We start from the raw sequence: 17,340 nt of genomic DNA, 5'->3' as shown, positions 1-17,340 counted from the left end.
CCGGTCAGGCGCCGGCTTCAGCAGCCCTTGAATACTCCCGGACGCTTTTCCAGCATCGCCCGCACGCCTTCCTTGGCGTCCTCGCTCGCCATTAGCGTGCGCACCAGTGGCGCCAGGCCCTGGGCGGCGATGGTTTCCCCTTCAAGCCGGGCCTGGCGCGCCGACATCAGGGTCGCCTGCACCCCCAGGGGCGCCTGGCGGGCGATCCGCTCGGCCAGCTCGATGGCTCGGGGCAGCAGGTCTTCGCTGGCCACCACTTCCTGCACCAGCCCCAGGCGCAGGGCTTCATGGGCATCGAATTCGTCCCCGGTCAGCAGCCAGCGCATGGCATTGCCCCAGCCCGCCAGTTGATGCAGGCGCAGGGTCGCGCCGCCAAAGGGAAAGATCCCGCGTTGTACTTCCATCTGGGCGAAGCGGGTGTTGCTGGCGCACAGGTTGATATCGGCGGCCAGCATCAGCTCGATACCAATGGTCAGGCAGTAGCCCTGCACCGCGACTATCACCGGCTTGCTCACCCGCGGGCCGGCGAACACGCCCCAGGGGTCGCAGCCACCGGGCGGTGCCTGCCAGCCCTGGGCCAGGGCCGCGCCGACATTGGCCAGGTCCAGCCCGGCGGTGAAATGCTCGCCATGGCCGAACACCACGGCAATGCGCGCCTGGCTGCTGGCTTCGAACTCGCCGTAGGCCAGGCTCAGTTGGTTGAGCAGTTCAAGGTCGAAGGCGTTGCGTTTGCCGACCCGATCCAGGCCGATAAGGAACAGGTGGCCGCGTTGTGCGCGGCTGACGCGGCTGATACTGGGCTGATTCACGGGCGCGGTCCTCTACGTGTCGGTGGGAAGGATTTCGAACATCCAGGTGAAACGTTTAAGTTCTGCCTTTGGCAAGGTGGGATCTGAGCAAAGTAGTTCGTCGTCCGAGTCTGCGCAAAGCCCATGACAATCGGCAGTTCAGTGGATTTTTCCGATAAAAAAAGCTCCACTTTTTGAGTAATTCCGGTATAGTGCGCGCCGGCCTTTAACCGGGCCTCGTTTAGGTAACGCATTTCCCCGAAGTCAGCTTCGGCTGCTTGTCCGCTACGCGGACTATCCTTGACGTTCATTTCTTTCAATCGTTTTCGCAAATCCCCGCCGACAAAGCTGCCAGGGTGACTCTTCGAGTCTTTCATGGCATGTGCAGCTTTGGAGCTTGTGGTCTTTGCGGATGCACTTAGAGGCAGACCCATGACCCAGGAAATCGGCGGCTTCGCCGCTCTTGAACTTCATCCCAATATTGTCGCTGCAGTAGTCGCTACCGGCTATGAAGAGCCTTCGGCCATTCAGCAGCAGTCGATCCCGATCATCCTTGCCGGGCACGATATGATCGGCCAGGCGCAAACCGGTACCGGTAAGACCGCTGCCTTTGCCCTGCCTATCCTGCACCGCATTGATCCGTCCAAGCGCGAGCCGCAAGCTCTGATCCTGGCCCCAACCCGTGAGTTGGCGCTGCAAGTAGCAACCGCTTTCGAAACCTACGCCAAGCAAATGCCGGGCGTGACTGTTGTGGCCGTCTACGGCGGTGCGCCGATGGGCCCACAACTGAAAGCGATCCGTAACGGCGCACAGATCGTTGTCGCCACCCCGGGCCGTCTCTGCGACCACCTGCGTCGCGACGAGAAAGTCCTGACCACCGTGAACCACCTGGTTCTCGACGAAGCCGACGAAATGCTCAAGCTGGGCTTTATGGATGACCTGGAAGTCATCTTCAAGGCCATGCCGGAGTCCCGTCAGACCGTACTGTTCTCGGCCACCCTGCCGCAGTCGATCCGGGCCATCGCCGAGCGTCACCTGAAAGACCCGAAACACGTCAAGATCCAGAGCAAGACCCAGACCGTCACCGCGATCGAGCAGGCTCACCTGCTGGTTCACGCCGACCAGAAGACCTCTGCCGTTCTGAGCCTGCTGGAAGTCGAGGATTTCGACGCCCTGATCATGTTCGTGCGCACCAAGCAAGCCACCCTGGACCTGGCCAGCGCCCTGGAAGCCAAAGGCTACAAGGCCGCTGCGCTGAACGGCGACATTGCCCAGAACCAGCGTGAGCGGGTGATCGACTCCCTCAAGGATGGCCGCCTGGACATCGTTGTAGCCACCGACGTTGCCGCTCGTGGCCTGGACGTACCGCGCATCACCCACGTATTCAACGTGGACATGCCCTACGATCCGGAATCCTACGTTCACCGTATCGGTCGTACCGGCCGTGCCGGTCGCGAAGGCCGTGCCCTGCTGCTGGTGACTCCGCGTGAGCGCCGCATGTTGCAAGTGATCGAGCGTGTAACCGGGCAGAAAGTGGCCGAAGTTCGCCTGCCGGACGCCCAGGCGGTTCTCGATGCTCGCATCAAGAAGCTGACCAACAGCCTGTCGCCGCTGGTGGCTGACGCTGAAGCGACCCACGGTGACCTGCTGGATCGCCTGACTGCCGACATCGGTTGCAGCCCGCGTGCCCTGGCCGCGGCCCTGCTGCGCAAGGCCACTAACGGCCAAGCGCTGAACCTGGCAGCGATCGAGAAAGAGCGCCCACTGGTGCCAAACAGCGCGCCACGTGGCGATCGTCCTGAGCGTTCCGGTGATCGTCCGGATCGTGGTGACCGTGAGCGTCGTGCGCCAATGCCGCTGGGTGAAGGCCGTGCCCGTTGCCGTACCGCACTGGGCGCCCGTGATGGCATCGCCGCCAAGAACCTCTTGGGCGCGATCCTCAACGAAGGTGGCCTGGCCCGCGAAGCCATCGGTCGTATCCAGGTGCGTGACAGCTTCAGCCTGGTCGAGCTGCCGGAAGAAGGCCTGGACCGTCTGCTGACCAAGTTGAAAGACACTCGCGTTGCCGGCAAGCAGCTCAAGCTGCGTCGTTATCGCGAAGATTGATCGGCCCTTGGGCTGATTGATCAGGCAGAAAAAATCCCCGACTGGTTCGGGGATTTTTTTTGCCTGCGATTCAAGAGGCGGGCAATCAGCCGAAGCGGTAGATGTCCATGCCCAGCGCGCCCAGGGTGAAGCCCTGGTGGGCCAGGCTGAAGTCCCCACCGGCGCCTCGGGCGAAATACAGCGGCAGCAGGTGTTCGTCGCTGGGGTGGCTGCGCACCGCGTGGGGCGCCAGCTGCCGGTAATGGTGCAGGGCCTCCTGGTCGTTGGCGGCCAGCTTGTCGATCATCCAGTCGCGAAAGGCCTGGGCCCAGGGCTCGACGCTGTCCGGGCCGGCATGCCAGTCCAGTTCCCGCAGGTTATGGGTGATGCTGCCGGAGCCGATCAACAGCACGCCCTGGTCCCGCAGGCTGGCCAGGGCCTGGCCGATGCGGGTCTGCAGGGCCGGGCCCTGGCGGCTGGGCAGCGACAGCTGGACCACTGGAATATCCGCTTGCGGGTACATCAGCGACAGCGGCACCCAGGTGCCATGGTCGAAAGGACGCTGCGGGTCGAGTTGCGCCGCCAGGCCGTCGGCCTGCAGCAGTTCCACCACCTGCACGGCCAGTTCGGGGTTGCCGGGCGCCGGGTACTGCACGGCGAACAGTGCGGCAGGGAAACCGCCGAAGTCATGCCAGGTTTCCGGGTGCGGGTGGGAGCTGACCCGCAGGTCGTTGCTTTCCCAGTGCGCCGAAACCACCAGGATCGCCTTGGGGCGTGGCAATTGCGCCGCCAGCTTGGCCAGTGCCGGGCCGCTGGCACCGGGTTCCAGGGCGAGCATGGGGGAGCCGTGGGAGATAAACAGGCTGGGAAGCATGAAGAGGGCCCTCAAGGTTAAGATGCGCCATCTTCAGTCAGATCATTGATCTAAATCTAATATAAGTTTTAGCGCTTTTTGATCGAATTTTAAGGACACCTCATGCAAGCGGATTTTTGGCACAAGCGCTGGGAAAACGACCAGATCGGCTTTCACCTGGCCGAGGTCAATCCCTATCTGCGCCAGTACTGGCCGGCCCTGGGCCTGCCTGCGGGGAGTCGGGTGTTGGTGCCGCTGTGCGGCAAGAGCCTGGACCTGATCTGGCTGGCTGGCCAGGGTCATCAGGTGCTGGGTATCGAGCTGTCGGAAAAGGCGGTGGAGGACTTCTTCCGCGAACACCAGTTACAGCCGAAGATCAGCCAGCAAGGGCCTTTCAAGGTCTATGCCGAGGGCCTTATCCAGCTCTGGTGCGGAGACTTCTTCGCCTTGACCCGCGAGCACCTTGGCGGCTGCACGGCGCTCTATGACCGTGCGGCGATGATTGCCTTGCCTCCAGCGATGCGCCAGCGCTACGCCGCGCACCTCAATGGCCTGCTACCCGAGGGCAGCCAGGGGTTGCTGATCACCATGGATTACGCCCAGGAGCAGTTGGACGGCCCGCCCTTCGCGGTACTCGACGATGAGGTCCGCGAGCGCCTCGGCGGGGTCTGGGATCTGCAGGTGGAAACCGAGCGCGACATCCTGGGTGAAAGCTGGAAGTTTCTCCAGGGCGGGGTCACCCGCTTGGTGGAGCGGGTCTATCGCCTGCGCCGACAGGGCGGGTGTTGAGCGGAGCTTTTTCCTCGGCCATGCAAAAGGGCGACTCGCGTCGCCCTTTTGGGTGTTTCCGCTAGCGGATCAGCCGCGACGACGCAGGGCGTCGATGCGTTCTTCCAGCGGCGGGTGGCTCATGAACATGCGTGCCAGGCCCTGCTTGATGCCGCCGTTGATGCCGAAGGCGTTCAGGGTGTCGGGCATATGCACCGGCAGGCCCTGTTCCGAACGCAGGCGCTGCAGGGCGCCGATCATCGCGTTGGTGCCGGCCAGGCGGGCACCGGCTTCGTCGGCACGGTATTCGCGCTTGCGCGAGAACCACATGACGATGGCGCTGGCGAGAATGCCCAGTACCAGTTCGGCGAAGATGGTCGCCACGTAGTAGGCGATACCCTGGCCTTCTTCGTTCTTGAAGATCACCTTGTCGACGAAATTGCCGATGATCCGCGCAAAGAACATCACGAAGGTGTTCACCACGCCCTGGATCAGCGCCAGGGTGACCATGTCGCCGTTGGCCACGTGGCCGATCTCGTGGGCCAGCACGGCCTTGACTTCATCGGGCGAGAAACGCTCCAGCAGGCCCTGGCTGACCGCCACCAGGGCGTCGTTCTTGTTCCAGCCGGTGGCGAAGGCGTTGGCCTCGTAGGCCGGGAAAATACCCACCTCGGGCATCTTGATTCCGGCTTCGCGGGACAGTTGCTCAACGGTTTGCAGCAACCATTGCTCATGGCGGGTGCGCGGTTGGGTGATGATCTGGGTGCTGGTGCTCATCTTCGCCATCCACTTGGAGATGAACAGCGAGAACAGCGAGCCGGCAAAACCGAAGACCGCACAGAAAATCAGCAGCTGATTGAGGTTCAGATCAACCCCGTTGGCCGCCATGAACCCGTTGAAGCCGAAAAGGCTCAGGGTAATGCTGGCAATCAGCACGACCGCAAGGTTAGTGGCCAAAAACAGCAGGATTCGCATCATGGTTGTAGAAATCTCCTCAAGCTAAAGATGTTGCGTACTGCGGGGTATATAAGGTGCGCTAACGGCCTATTCAACACGGCTTCTATTTCAAACTGTGTCGCCTGGGGCGTGGGTTACAACGCCATGACCAACCGCACGCGACGGCCGTTATGCGGCAGCGACGCAGAACCTGTGACAGTGGGCAGGGCGGAAAGTGCAAGCTTATAGAAGGGGCGTGGAGCAGGGCAGTGAAGATGTGTTGCTGAATTAATCGCAGTGCGATCGGGTAAGGATCGCACTGCGTATGCAGGTTACTGGCGATAGGATTTGAGGAAAGTTCCGATGCGACCTATGGCCTGTTCCAGGTCATCCACCCGCGGCAGGGTCACCACGCGGAAGTGATCCGGCCATGGCCAGTTGAACGCCGTGCCTTGCACCACCAGGAGCTTTTCCGAGAGCAGCAGGTCGAGGACGAACTTTTCGTCGTTATGGATCGGGCAGATCTTGGGGTCGATCCGCGGGAAGGCATAGAGCGCGCCCATGGGCTTGACGCAGCTGACCCCGGGAATGTCGTTGAGCAACTCCCAGGTACGGTTGCGCTGTTCCAGCAGGCGGCCTGGCGGCAGCACCAGGTCGTTGATGCTCTGGTAGCCGCCCAGGGCGGTCTGGATCGCATGCTGGCTCGGCACGTTGGCACACAGGCGCATGTTGGCCAGCATGTCGATGCCTTCGATATAGCTCAGGGCGTGCTGCTTGGGCCCGGAAATGGCCACCCAGCCGGAGCGGAAGCCGGCCACGCGATAGGATTTGGACAGGCCGTTGAAGGTCAGGCACAACAGGTCTGGCGCCAGGGAAGCGGTGCAGATATGCACGGCGTCGTCGTAGAGGATCTTGTCGTAGATTTCGTCGGAGAACACCACCAGGTTGTGCTGGCGCGCCAGTTCCAGCATGCCCAGCAGCACTTCCTTGGGGTACACCGCGCCGGTGGGGTTGTTCGGGTTGATGATCACCAGGGCCTTGGTGTTGGGGGTGATCTTGGCCTTGATGTCGGCCAGGTCCGGCCACCAGTTGGCCTGTTCATCGCACAGGTAGTGCACCGGGTTGCCACCGGCCAGGCTCACCGCGGCGGTCCACAGCGGGTAGTCGGGGGCCGGCACCAGCACTTCGTCGCCATTGTTGAGCAGGGCCTGCATGGCCATCACGATCAGCTCGGAAACACCGTTGCCCAGGTAGATGTCTTCGATACCGATGCCTTCCACCTGCTTCTGCTGGTAGTACTGCATCACCGCCTTGCGCGCGCTGAACAGGCCCTTGGAATCGCTGTAGCCCTGGGCAGTGGGCAGGTTGCGGATCACGTCCTGGAGAATCTCGTCCGGCGCTTCGAAACCAAAGGGCGCCGGGTTGCCGATATTCAGCTTGAGGATGCGATGGCCTTCCTCTTCCAGGCGTTTGGCGTGCTTGAGCACTGGGCCGCGAATGTCATAACAGACGTTGGCGAGCTTGTTCGATTTGCTGACCTGCATGGCGATGTGTTCCCGAAAATGAACGATCCAGGCGGAGGATGAACTACCGTACTGGGAATCCTGCCGTGTCACACCGGCCCGTGGCCCGTACCGGAGACGGCAAAATCCGTTTGAATGGGTGTAACGCGGCTGCCAGACTGGCGTCTGACGAGGCGCAATCATACGTGCCGCCCGATCTGTGGAAAAGACGCAGATCGGGCTTTTTCCGTTGCAGAGGAAGGACCATGGAAAAGCTGGAAAAAACCCTGGAAGAATGGCGGGCGATGCTCGATCCGGAGCAGTACAACGTCTGTCGCCTCAAGGGCACGGAGCGGCCCTTTTCGGGCAAGTACAACGCCACCAAGACCGACGGGGTCTATCACTGCGTCTGCTGCAGCGAGCCGTTGTTCGATTCCAGGGCCAAATTCGACTCCGGTTGTGGCTGGCCCAGCTTCTACGAGCCGATTGCCGACAGCGCGATGATCGAGATCCGCGACCTGAGCCACGGCATGATCCGTACCGAAGTGGTCTGCGGCAAATGCGACGCCCACCTGGGCCATGTGTTCCCGGATGGCCCGCCACCCACCGGGCTGCGTTACTGCATCAACTCGGTGTGCCTGGACCTGGTGCCCCGCTAGAGCGACAGGCGGCTCCCGGGAGCCGCCTGATTTTTACTGATTTAAATTGCGTGCAATTTAATTGAGTACTACTTTTATCCCTTCTTATCCACCCATGGAGTCGCTGTCATGACCGATGCACTGCTGACCATCCCCTGCACCACCATCAAGGGCGAACAGAAAACCCTGGCGGATTACGCCGGCAAGGCCGTACTGGTGGTCAATACCGCCAGCAAGTGCGGCTTCACCCCGCAGTACAAGGGCCTGGAGCAGCTGTGGCAGACCTACAAGGACCAGGGCCTGGTGGTACTGGGCTTTCCCTGCAACCAGTTCGGCAAGCAGGAACCGGGTAACGAAGGGGCCATTTCCGAGTTCTGCGAGCTGAACTACGGCGTCAGCTTCCCCCTGTTCAAGAAGATCGAGGTCAACGGCGCCGGCGCCCATCCGCTGTTCGTGCAGTTGAAGAAGCGCGCCCCCGGGGTGCTCGGTTCCCAGGGCATCAAATGGAACTTCACCAAGTTCCTGATCGACCGGGACGGCAAGCTGGTCAAGCGTTTCGCCCCGGCAACCAAGCCCCAGGACCTGAGCCGCGAGATCGAAGCCCTGCTCAAATGAACGAACTGCCCGTGGATTCACTCAAGCTCGACCGCCAGCTGTGCTTCAAGCTGTACGCCGCGTCGCGAGCGGTGGTGCGTGGCTACAAGCCAATGCTCGACCGCCTGGGCCTGACCTACCCGCAATACCTGGTGATGCTGGTGTTGTGGGAATGGCAGGAACAGCCGCCACCATTGCCCACGGTCAAGGCCCTGGGCGAACGCCTGGCCCTGGATTCCGGGACCCTGACTCCGCTGCTCAAGCGCCTGGAGCAACTGCAACTGGTGCAGCGCCAGCGCTCTGGGCGCGACGAGCGTGAAGTGCACCTGAGCCTCAGCGCCTCGGGCTGGGCCCTGCGCGAGCAGGTGCCGTCGCTCAAGGCGGCGCTGTTGTGCGACAGCGGGGTCGACCTGAATAACCTGGATCAGCTGCGCGACGGTCTCGACCGGCTGCTGCAGCAGATCAGAGCCTGGTCGTAGTCGGTACCCAAAGGTCCAGCAGGGCGATCAGCTCTTCGCGACGAAACGGCTTGGCCAGGTAGTCGCTCATGCCGGCGGCGCGGCAGCGGTCGCGCTCCTCGGGCATGGCGTTGGCGGTCAGGGCGATGATCGGCAGGTCCGGCCAACGCCCGCTGCGGCGGATCTGCCGACTGGCTTCGTAGCCATCCATCACCGGCATATTGCAGTCCATCAGCACCAGGTCGAAACGGCCCTGCTCCAGCTGATTGAGGGCCTCGGCGCCATGGGCGGCCACGGTCACGGTGCAGCCCAGCTTGCTCAGCATGCCCTTGGCCACCAGTTGGTTCACCGGGTTGTCTTCCACCAGCAGGATAGTGGCCCGGCGGCTGGGGGTCGGCATTTCCAGCTGCGCATCGTTGAGGGTGATGGTTTCCGCAAGCAGCGAGCGGCGCAGGGTCTGGTACAGGGCATTGCGCGCCAGGGGCCGGGCCTGTTGCTGGAGCGGCGCCAGGGCGCTGGCCTGTTCGCTGGGCAGGAAGTTGCCGTAGGCGGTCACCAGCAGGATCGGCGCGGTAATGGCCGGGCGCAGGCCGAACAGGCATTCGGGGCAGTCGGTGATCAGCAGGTCGGGGTTGCGTCCGGCCAGGGAGTCCTCGATATCGCAGCGCTGGTAGTCCAGGCCCCAGGCCGGCAGCAGGCTGGCCAGCAGCTCGGCCAGGCCGCTGCCGGCCTCGGTGATGGCGATGATCTTGCCCGACAGCGCCGGCACCACGGCGGCTGGAGTGTGGCTGGGCAGCGGCAGGTCGGCGCAGAACTGGCTGCCGAAGCCCACTTCGGAGCTGATGCTCAGGCGCCCGTCCATGGCCTCGCAGAGGTTGTAGGTCAGGGCCAGGCCCAGCCCGGTGCCGCCGTATTGGCGAGTGATACCGGCCCCGGCCTGGGTATAGGGCTGGAAGATCTTGGCCTGGGCTTCCTGGGCGATGCCGATGCCGGTGTCGCAGACTTCGATGCGCACCCCGTTGCCCTGGGTGCTGAGGCGCACATCGACCCGGCCGAAGCGGGTGAACTTGAGGGCGTTGGACAGCAGGTTGCTGACGATCTGCCGTACCCGGGTCGGGTCCCCCAGCACCGTGGCCGGAAAGTCCGGGGCGATCAGGCACGCCAGTTCGACGCTGGCCGCGGCGTTCTGCGACAGCAGGTTGGCGGTGTCTTCCACCAGCACCCCGAGATCGAAGGGAATGCGCTCCAGCTCCAGTTGCCCGGCGTCGAACTTGGACATGTCGAGAATATCGTTGAGCAGTTCCACCAGGACCTTGCCCGAGTCGTGGGCAATGGACAACTGCTGGCGCTGCTCGGGGTTCAGCGGGCTGTCCAGGGACAGGGCGATCATCCCCAGCAGGCCGTTGAGCGGGGTGCGGATCTCATGGCTCATGTTGGCCAGGAAGGCGGAGCGGGCCTGGGCCATGTCCAGGGCGGTGCGCCGCGCCACTTCCAGTTCCTCATTGGACTGGCTGAGCCGGGTGTTGCTCGCCTTGAGCTCGGTGGTGCGCGCGGAAACGATGTTTTCCAGCTGGCCGAGGTACTCGGTCAGGCGGTTTTCGGCGTTGCGTCGTTGCTGGATTTCAGTGGCCATGATGTCGAACTGCTGGTTGGCGACCTTGACCAGCACCCCCACCTCATCCAGTTCATGGCCGTGGGGAAAGTCCAGCTTGGCCTGGTGCGAACTGCGCGGGTCACGGCTGCTGAGTTCGCGGATCACCCCCACCAGTGGCTTGGTCAGCATCACGTAGAACAGCGCCAGGAGAATCCCGGTGAGGATCAGGCTGCGGGCGAAACCGTTGATCAGGGTGACCTCGGCGCGGCGCAGGAAGCGGCTGCCGAAGGCGTAGGTGTCGACATCCAGGTGCAGGGTGCCGAGGGATTCGTCCGGCAGGTGGCTGAGGAACAGGCGGTCTTCGAACTGCCGGTCGGCACCGAACAGGAAGTCGCTCAAGGCCCGGTAGCCGCTCTCCTGCGGCGGGCGTTCGACATTGGCCAGCAAGGTATTGTTGTTGTCGATCAGCTGCGCGCGAATGATCGCCGGGGAACGCAGCAGGCCCAGGGTCAGTTCCTGGGCCAGTTCGGAGTCGATGTTGTAGGCAATGCGCGAGGCCGGGTTGTGACTGATTTCCAGCAGCGACTGGATTTCCCGGTTGATGGAGGCGTCTTCACTGGCATAATCGATGCCGATTTGCAGCAGACTGAGTGCGGTCCCCAATATAAAGCCCACCAGCACGGTGAGCCGGGCCTGTTTATAGGACAGGCGGTTGGTGAACTTGATATCCATGGGGGGCTGAACCACTTTCGTTTCCCTTCGCTGCGCAAGCATAGCTGATCATTTTCGGTTGCCGGCCTGGCCTGGCAGCAGCTGATAAGGCAGTTGACCCCTTGATCAGGGCTGCGTTTCGTCTGCGTGCCGCATCATTACCTTGAACGTGCCTGAGGAAAAGTCGTGGATGCTCGATTGATTGCATTTCTTGAACGTGCCGATGCGGTGCTGGCCCGGATCGAGCCGCTGTTGCCCACCCTGCGCCAGGCGATTGACTGGAACCAGTGCCTGGCGGCCCGTTGGCAGCGGGAAGGGCGCAGCGGTTTCCTGCTGCCCCTGGAGGTGAGCCTGGACATGCGCCTGAGCGACCTGATCGGGGTCGACAAGCAGCGCGAGCAGCTGGCGCGCAACACCCAGCAGTTCCTCGATGGCCTGCCGGCCAACCATGCGCTGCTTTGGGGTTCCCGTGGCACGGGTAAATCCTCCCTGGTGCGGGCGCTGCTGGCCGAACACGCCAAGGGCGGCCTGCGGCTGATCGAGATCGAGCGCGATCACCTGGCGGACCTGCCGCGGGTGGTGGAGCAACTGGTCAAGCTGCCCCAGCGTTTCGTGCTGTTCTGCGATGACTTGTCGTTCGAATCCGGCGAAGGTGACTACCGGGTGCTCAAGAGCGTGCTCGACGGCTCCCTGGAGCAGGCGCCGGAAAATGTCCTGCTATACGCCACCTCCAACCGCCGCCACCTGGTGCCGGAAAAGGAAAGCGACAACGAGAACTGGAAGCGTGTCGACGGCGAACTGCACCCCAGCGAGGCGGTGGAGGACAAGATCGCCCTGTCGGATCGCTTCGGCCTGTGGCTGTCGTTCTATCCCTTTACCCAGGAACACTTCCTCAATGTGGTGGAACACTGGATCGGCGAGCTGGCGCGCAAGGCCGGCCTGAGCTGGCAGCGCAGTGAAGAGCTGGACATCCTGGCGGTGCGCTGGGCCACCGGCCGGGGTAACCGCAATGGCCGTTGTGCCTATCAATTTGCCCGCTATTGGGTGGGCTTGCAGTTGTTGGAGCAAAAAGCATGATCGATTTGCAAAGTGCCGGCCAAGGCCTGGACGGCTATGGGCTGCTGTGTGCGCAGTTGGAGTCGCTGCTGGCCGATGAGCGTGATTTCATCGCCAATGCCGCGCAGTTCTCGGCCTTCCTGTTCAGCCAGCTGGATGATCTGAACTGGGCGGGTTTCTACCTCAACCGCAACCAGGAACTGGTGCTCGGCCCGTTCCAGGGGCAGATCGCCTGCGTGCGGATTCCCTTTGGCCGTGGCGTCTGCGGCACCGCGGCGGCCACCCTGCAGACCCAACGGGTGGAAGACGTGCATGCCTTCGCCGGGCATATCGCCTGTGACAGCGCTTCCAACAGCGAGCTGGTGGTGCCGTTGATCAAGGATGGCCGGCTGCTCGGCGTGCTCGACCTGGACAGCCCGCGCCTGGCGCGCTTTGGCGTTGCGGACCAAGCGGGTATCGAGCGCCTGGCGGCCATCTTCCTGCGCCTGACCGATTGCTGAGGCTTCAGCCGCTCAGCCCGGCCTTGTGCAGCAAGGCCGCCTGATCCACCGGGTCGATCTGCTGCGTGGTGAGGAAGCGCTCGGCGTACTGCTGGTAGATCCGCTGCTGGATAAACAGCTCGAACAGTTCCGGGTCGATATGCGCATCGCGGCACATCATCGCCATGATGTTCAGCGCTTCGCTCAGGGTCTTGCCCTTCTTGTAGGGCCGGTCTGCGGCGGTCAGGGCTTCGAAGATATCGGCGATGGCCATCATCCGCGCCGGCAGGCTCATCTGCTCGCGCTTGAGCTGCCTGGGGTAACCGCTGCCGTCCATCTTCTCGTGATGGCCGCCGGCGATCTCCGCCACGTTCTGCAGGTGGCTGGGGAAGGGCAGGCGCTCGAGCATGATGATGGTCTGCACTATGTGGTGGTTGATCACATAGCGCTCCTCGGCGGTCAGGGTGCCGCGGGGAATGCTCAGGTTGTACAGCTCGCCGCGGTTGTACTTGTGGGCCGGCACCTGCAGCTTGAAACCCCAGGGATTGTCCGCCGCCAGCAGGTCGCTGGCGCTGCGTTGCAGAAGGTGTTCGGGCTTGTCCGCCAGCAGTGGCTCCAGCACCGGCAGGCTTGGCGCGGGAGTGCGCTCCTGGCGACGCAGCTCTTCCCAGGACACCCCCAGGCGATCGTCCAGGGTACGGCTCCAGGTGCGCTGGGCAATGTTCTGCAGGCGTGCCTGGTCGGCCTCGGCCATGAATTCCGCGCCCAGGTTGCAGCGCGCGACAAAGGCGAATTCCTCATCCAGCTCCTGCAGCCGCGCATCGCGCTGGCTGGCTGGGAACGCTTCCCCGGTGCCTTCGGCCAGGGCGCGCCAGTAGTCGATCCAGGCATCGCGCTTGAGCACCTCGAAACGGGTGCGAATCTCATGGATGCGGTCGTTCAGGGTTTCCAGCTTGGTGGCCTTGTCCACCACGTATTCCGGGGTGGTGACCTTGCCGCAGTCATGCAGCCAGGCGGCAATATGCAAGGCTTCCCATTCGTCCTCGCTGGGCTGGTAGGCGGCGAACCTCGGGTCCTGGCTGGCGGCCGCGGCCTCGGCCAGCATCAACGCCAGGGCCGGCACCCGCTGGCAATGGCCGCCGGTGTAGGGGCTCTTGGCGTCGATAGCCCCGGCCAGCAGCTGGATAAAGGCGTCCAGCAGTTGCTTCTGCTTGTTCTGCAGGCGCTGGCTTTCGATGCACAGGGCCGCAGTAGCGGACACCGCCTGGACAAAGGCGATGCGGTCCGCGCTGAGCTTTTCCAAATCGGCTTCGGTGCCGCTGTCTACCAGCAGCAACAGCAGCATGCCCAGGGTTTCGTTATGCCGGTTGCGCAGGCGGATGCCCACCAGGTGGGCGCTGGGGCTGTCCAGGGCCTGCAGTACGCACTGCAGGTCGGCGGCCTGCTCGAAGCCCAGGGTGGTGACCAGGCTGTCATCACGGGTCAATTGCCTGAGCCATTCGGGGGTGGCGCTGTCGGCCAGGTCGCGGTTGCCGATGGGGTAGCTTTCCAGGTCCTGGGGCTGGCCGTCGATGATCAGGCCGTGGGGCTCCAGTTGCGTACCCTTGTTCTCGCAGAGGTAGATCAGCCCGGCCTGGGCCTGGGCGATCTTCACCGTTTCGAACAGCACCCGTTGCAGCAGGGGGTCGAAGCGGGTTTCGGCGGACAGGCTGGCGTTGATCTCGAAGAAACTCGCCAGGGTGTCCTTCATCCGCGCCATCGACAGGCTCAGTTGGTCCACCTCCAGCACCGGTGAACGCCGGGACACCGGGTAATCGAAATCGAAGCTGCGGATGGCGTCGGCCTCCTGCACCAGGGCGTGCAGCGGTCGCACCAGAATCCGCGAGATCAGCCAGCCCAGGGGCAGGCACAGCAGCAGGGTGGTCAGGGTGATCAAAGCACCCTGCCAGCGCAGGCGGTAGGCGTCGGCCAGCAGCTCGTCCTCGGGCACCAGCAGCGCCAGTTGCAGGCCGCCGGGACCGCCCTCGGCGATATGGCTGCTGGCGACTATCCAACTGCGCTCCTGGGCTTGCAGGCGGTTGTTCAAGATACGCCCATGCAGCAGCGCTTCGAGCACCGGGCTCAGGTCCTCGCCCTTGATCAGGCGCGCGCTGCGCTGCTCGGGCAACAGCTTGTGACTGTCGGGATAGGCCACCACATTGCCCTGGTCGTCCAGCAGGGCCACCTCGGTGGTGGGGGTGACCCGGTGCTTGGCCAGGGTCGCCGACAGTTGCTCGAGGGTCAGGTCGGCGGCGATCACCGCCATCTTGCCGCTGCGCCGGGCCAGGGTGGTGCCGACATTCAGGGTGGAATAGAACACATAGGGGCGGGTGGTGATCTGGTCGGTATTGCCCCGGGCATTGGCGAACCAGTCGCGGGTGCGCGGGTCGTAGCGCTCATCGCTACGCTCCAGGCGCTCGATCAGCGACAGCTCGCTGTCGTAGAACAGCGATTGCGAGTGGACCTGGCCGTTGTGCTCATCGCGCTCGATGCTCCAGACCTCATAGGCGCTGTTCGCCGGGGCCTGGCGTTTTTCCCTGAGTTCGGCCGTGCGCAGGGGGCGCACCATGAAGAAGTCGCCATTGGCGTAGCCCAGGTACAGCGAGGCCAGGTCCGGGTTGTCGCTCAGCGCCTGGCTGAAGGGCCGCAGCAGCGCCAGCCGTTGTACCAGGTCCGGGGCCTGGGCTGCCGGTGCTCCGGCCAGCAGGCTGAGCAGGTGGCGGATGGGTTCGTAGGTAGCCTTGAGGTCGCTGTGCACATCCTGTTCGATGCGCTGGAAGAGCTTTTCGCTGCTGCCCAAAATTAGGCGCGTGGTCTGCTGGTAGTTGTAGATCCCCAGCACCACTCCGGTCATGAGCAGCAATAGGGTGAACATCGCACTGATATGGATATGCAGAGGAAAGCGGCGTTGTACGGGCGCTGGCGTGCTCGGCATTCCAATACTCTCCAAAGGCGCATGCGGCATGGCTCAGGCCCCAAGCATAGTTAAGGCAGGCAGTCCCTGCCTCGGCACTGCCGGGGGATTGAAAGCGTGGTGGTTGCGTTAGCGCGAGTTGACGGAATGCAGCCAATCGCCGAGCAATACTGGCCTTTTGATATTTTTCTCGCAAGAGGGGTTTATGGCCGGTCCTGCAGGTCGGGGACATTGGGAGTTCGGCCTTGCACGGGTGCACCTGGCGCCTGGGCGGCGGCGTCGAGGTGGTGGTGCAAGGATTGGGCGAAGCGCACCAGGGCCAGGTCCAGGGCGCGAATCGCGCTGTCTGTCGGTGTGTTGGCGGGATCGAGGCAGGCCTGCTCCAGCGCTTCGCAGGCGGCTTGCAAGGGCTCGGCGCCGACCATCAGCGCCGAGCCCTTGATCTTGTGGGCCAGGGCTTCCAGGGCTCGAGGATCATCGGCGGCGATCAACCCCAGCTGGCGTCGGTCTGCACCGGCACAGCGCAGCAGTTCGTCGAGCATGCGCCGGGCGAACAGGGGCTCGCCACGGGTCAGGGTACGCAGGGTGTGCATGCTGAAACTGTCGACCCTGGGCAGCGGCGTAACCGCGGCCAGGCGCCGGCCCAGCAACTCGAGGCCCAGGGGCTTGCACAGGCAGTCCTGCATGCCGGCTTGCAGGCCGCGCTGCCGGGTCTGTGGATCGTCGCTGGCGCTGCAGCCGAGCAGGGTCACCGCTGGTCGCCGTTGCTGGCGTTCGCTGCGGCGGATGGCCCGGGCCAGTTGGTAGCCATCCATCGACGGCATGTTGCAGTCGAGGATCAGCAGGTCGAAATCCCCTTCCAACCACAGTTGATAGGCCTGCATGCCGTCCTCGGCGCAGGTGACCCGATGCCCGAGGTATTCCAGTTGGTCCTGCAGCAGGGTCAGGCTGGCGTGGTGGTCGTCCGCCAGCAGGATATCCAGGGGCGCGCCCGTGCTCGCAGCCAGGGTTTCCCCCGGGCTTGGCGCAGGGGCAGCGCGCCCGGCCAGGGTCAGTTGCACCCGCACCTCGCTGCCGGGCCCCTCGCGCCCGTGCAGGCTCAGGCTGCCGCCCATCTGCAGGCACAGCTGGTGGCTGATCGGCAGCCCGAGCCCGGTGCTGTCGCGGGGCGACTGGCGGCTCGGGTCAATCTGGGCAAAGGGCAGCAACAGGCGTTGGCGTTCCTCTTCGGGAATCCCGATGCCGCTGTCCAGTACCTGCAATTGCAGGTCGAAATACCCGGTGCGCGCCGTCGGCCGCAGCTGCAACCTGACCTGTACCTCTCCTTCGTGGGTGAACTTGATTGCGTTGCTCAGCAGGTTGCCCAGTACCTGTTTGAAGCGCAGGGCATCGATCAGCACTTGCGGCTCGGGGCTGGGCGCCTCGAACTCCAGGCTCAGTTGCAGGTGCTTCTGCCGGGCCAGGACCTGGAACACCCCCATTACGGCATCGACGCTGTCGCGCAGGTCGGCCCAGGCCGGGTTCAGTTGCAACTGCGCCGACTCGATGCGGCTGATATCCAGCAGGTCGCCGAGCAGTTCCCGCAGGTCCCGGGCAGCGCCCAGGGCCAATTGCAGCGAGGCGTAATTGCGCGAGTGGGCCTCGCTGCGTTGCAGCACCAGTTCCAGCAGGCCGATCAAGGCGTTCAGCGGGGTGCGGATTTCATGGCCGATCTGGCCCAGGAAGTGGCTTTTGCGCTGACTGGCTTCCTCGGCCCGGCATTTGTCCTTGGCCAGGGCGGCGTTCGTGCGCGCCAGGGCTTGCAGTTGCCCGTGGCTCTGGCGCCATTGCCAGCAGAACCAGGCCGAAGCCAGCAGCGGGAGCAGTAGCCAGACGAGGCCCGGAGGCTGGAGCAGGGCGGCGATCATCGCTGCAGTACTCGGTGC

14 protein-coding genes and 1 pseudogene are annotated in these 17,340 nt (G+C 63.7%); 7 read left to right on the top strand and 8 right to left on the bottom strand.

All coding sequences use genetic code 11. From position 1 onward, the window contains the following. Positions 1 to 17: 17 nt before the first annotated feature. Together J4P02_RS13010 and J4P02_RS13005 are read right to left on the bottom strand one after the other, a co-directional pair. The gene (locus J4P02_RS13010; RefSeq protein WP_426190787.1) at positions 18 to 809 is read right to left on the bottom strand and encodes a crotonase/enoyl-CoA hydratase family protein; all 792 of its coding nucleotides are present in this window, start codon (positions 807 to 809) and stop codon (positions 18 to 20) included. Beyond that, positions 806 to 1,165 (bottom strand): hypothetical protein, encoded by a 360-nt coding sequence (locus J4P02_RS13005; protein WP_426190785.1) that lies wholly within the window; start codon positions 1,163 to 1,165, stop codon positions 806 to 808. The genes J4P02_RS13010 and J4P02_RS13005 overlap by 4 nt, the downstream gene beginning before the upstream one ends. Positions 1,166 to 1,168: 3 nt before the next feature. On the opposite strand from J4P02_RS13005, the pseudogene J4P02_RS13000 reads away from it, so the two are divergent. After that, positions 1,169 to 2,894: pseudogene (locus J4P02_RS13000) on the top strand (DEAD/DEAH box helicase). 85 nt (positions 2,895 to 2,979) lie between these two features. On the opposite strand, the gene J4P02_RS12995 reads toward J4P02_RS13000, so the two are convergent. Beyond that, entirely contained in the window at positions 2,980 to 3,747 is a 768-nt protein-coding gene (locus J4P02_RS12995) for a DODA-type extradiol aromatic ring-opening family dioxygenase (RefSeq protein WP_426190783.1), read from the bottom strand. Between the two features lie 102 nt (positions 3,748 to 3,849). On the opposite strand from J4P02_RS12995, the gene J4P02_RS12990 reads away from it, so the two are divergent. Next, positions 3,850 to 4,515 (top strand): thiopurine S-methyltransferase, encoded by a 666-nt coding sequence (locus J4P02_RS12990; protein ID WP_426190781.1) that lies wholly within the window; start codon positions 3,850 to 3,852, stop codon positions 4,513 to 4,515. A 69-nt stretch (positions 4,516 to 4,584) separates the two neighbouring features. On the opposite strand, the gene htpX is transcribed toward J4P02_RS12990, so the two are convergent. Then, on the bottom strand, positions 4,585 to 5,472 hold the full coding sequence (gene htpX, locus J4P02_RS12985; RefSeq protein WP_426190778.1) for a protease HtpX: 888 nt from the start codon (positions 5,470 to 5,472) through the stop codon (positions 4,585 to 4,587). A gap of 290 nt (positions 5,473 to 5,762) precedes the next feature. Next, positions 5,763 to 6,974 carry a pyridoxal phosphate-dependent aminotransferase gene (locus J4P02_RS12980; protein WP_426190776.1) on the bottom strand — a complete coding sequence of 404 codons (1,212 nt, stop codon included), beginning with the start codon at positions 6,972 to 6,974 and terminating at the stop codon, positions 5,763 to 5,765. 224 nt (positions 6,975 to 7,198) lie between these two features. On the opposite strand from J4P02_RS12980, the gene msrB reads away from it, so the two are divergent. The 3 genes from msrB to J4P02_RS12965 all read left to right on the top strand — a co-directional run bounded on the left by msrB (position 7,199) and on the right by J4P02_RS12965 (position 8,643). Next, entirely contained in the window at positions 7,199 to 7,591 is a 393-nt protein-coding gene (gene msrB, locus J4P02_RS12975; RefSeq protein WP_426190774.1) for a peptide-methionine (R)-S-oxide reductase MsrB, read from the top strand. A gap of 108 nt (positions 7,592 to 7,699) precedes the next feature. Then, complete coding sequence (locus J4P02_RS12970) at positions 7,700 to 8,185, top strand: glutathione peroxidase (protein WP_426190772.1); 486 nt, start codon at positions 7,700 to 7,702, stop codon at positions 8,183 to 8,185. Then, positions 8,182 to 8,643 (top strand): MarR family winged helix-turn-helix transcriptional regulator, encoded by a 462-nt coding sequence (locus J4P02_RS12965; protein WP_426190770.1) that lies wholly within the window; start codon positions 8,182 to 8,184, stop codon positions 8,641 to 8,643. The genes J4P02_RS12970 and J4P02_RS12965 overlap by 4 nt, the downstream gene beginning before the upstream one ends. On the opposite strand, the gene J4P02_RS12960 is transcribed toward J4P02_RS12965, so the two are convergent. Further along, entirely contained in the window at positions 8,627 to 10,948 is a 2,322-nt protein-coding gene (locus J4P02_RS12960) for a response regulator (RefSeq protein ID WP_426190768.1), read from the bottom strand. The genes J4P02_RS12965 and J4P02_RS12960 overlap by 17 nt on opposite strands. 165 nt (positions 10,949 to 11,113) lie before the next feature. Here J4P02_RS12960 and J4P02_RS12955 point away from each other — a divergent pair, with 165 nt between their 5' ends. Both J4P02_RS12955 and J4P02_RS12950 read left to right on the top strand, forming a co-directional pair. Then, the gene (locus J4P02_RS12955; protein ID WP_426190766.1) at positions 11,114 to 12,004 is read left to right on the top strand and encodes an ATP-binding protein; all 891 of its coding nucleotides are present in this window, start codon (positions 11,114 to 11,116) and stop codon (positions 12,002 to 12,004) included. Continuing rightward, entirely contained in the window at positions 12,001 to 12,483 is a 483-nt protein-coding gene (locus tag J4P02_RS12950; RefSeq protein ID WP_426190764.1) for a GAF domain-containing protein, read from the top strand. Before J4P02_RS12955 ends, J4P02_RS12950 begins: the two co-directional genes overlap by 4 nt. A 4-nt stretch (positions 12,484 to 12,487) precedes the next feature. Here the strand turns inward: J4P02_RS12950 and J4P02_RS12945 are convergent, their stop codons facing one another. Both J4P02_RS12945 and J4P02_RS12940 read right to left on the bottom strand, forming a co-directional pair. Then, the gene (locus J4P02_RS12945; RefSeq protein ID WP_426190763.1) at positions 12,488 to 15,436 is read right to left on the bottom strand and encodes an HD domain-containing phosphohydrolase; all 2,949 of its coding nucleotides are present in this window, start codon (positions 15,434 to 15,436) and stop codon (positions 12,488 to 12,490) included. A gap of 182 nt (positions 15,437 to 15,618) precedes the next feature. Beyond that, the gene (locus J4P02_RS12940; protein WP_426190762.1) at positions 15,619 to 17,322 is read right to left on the bottom strand and encodes an ATP-binding response regulator; all 1,704 of its coding nucleotides are present in this window, start codon (positions 17,320 to 17,322) and stop codon (positions 15,619 to 15,621) included. Between the last annotated feature and the right edge of the window lie 18 nt (positions 17,323 to 17,340).

It is taken from the genome of Pseudomonas sp. NFXW11 (assembly GCF_049887815.1).
GTDB lineage: Bacteria > Pseudomonadota > Gammaproteobacteria > Pseudomonadales > Pseudomonadaceae > Aquipseudomonas.
This window is presented reverse-complemented; position numbering and strand designations above follow the sequence as displayed.

Coding starts and splice junctions, on each gene's coding strand:
- J4P02_RS13005 (WP_426190785.1), bottom strand. CDS start 1,165: ATGAAAGACTCGAAGAGTCACCCTGGCAGCTTTGTCGGCGGGGATTTG.
- J4P02_RS12995 (WP_426190783.1), bottom strand. CDS start 3,747: ATGCTTCCCAGCCTGTTTATCTCCCACGGCTCCCCCATGCTCGCCCTG.
- J4P02_RS12990 (WP_426190781.1), top strand. CDS start 3,850: ATGCAAGCGGATTTTTGGCACAAGCGCTGGGAAAACGACCAGATCGGC.
- htpX (WP_426190778.1), bottom strand. CDS start 5,472: ATGATGCGAATCCTGCTGTTTTTGGCCACTAACCTTGCGGTCGTGCTG.
- J4P02_RS12980 (WP_426190776.1), bottom strand. CDS start 6,974: ATGCAGGTCAGCAAATCGAACAAGCTCGCCAACGTCTGTTATGACATT.
- msrB (WP_426190774.1), top strand. CDS start 7,199: ATGGAAAAGCTGGAAAAAACCCTGGAAGAATGGCGGGCGATGCTCGAT.
- J4P02_RS12970 (WP_426190772.1), top strand. CDS start 7,700: ATGACCGATGCACTGCTGACCATCCCCTGCACCACCATCAAGGGCGAA.
- J4P02_RS12965 (WP_426190770.1), top strand. CDS start 8,182: ATGAACGAACTGCCCGTGGATTCACTCAAGCTCGACCGCCAGCTGTGC.
- J4P02_RS12960 (WP_426190768.1), bottom strand. CDS start 10,948: ATGGATATCAAGTTCACCAACCGCCTGTCCTATAAACAGGCCCGGCTC.
- J4P02_RS12950 (WP_426190764.1), top strand. CDS start 12,001: ATGATCGATTTGCAAAGTGCCGGCCAAGGCCTGGACGGCTATGGGCTG.
- J4P02_RS12945 (WP_426190763.1), bottom strand. CDS start 15,436: ATGCCGAGCACGCCAGCGCCCGTACAACGCCGCTTTCCTCTGCATATC.
- J4P02_RS12940 (WP_426190762.1), bottom strand. CDS start 17,322: ATGATCGCCGCCCTGCTCCAGCCTCCGGGCCTCGTCTGGCTACTGCTC.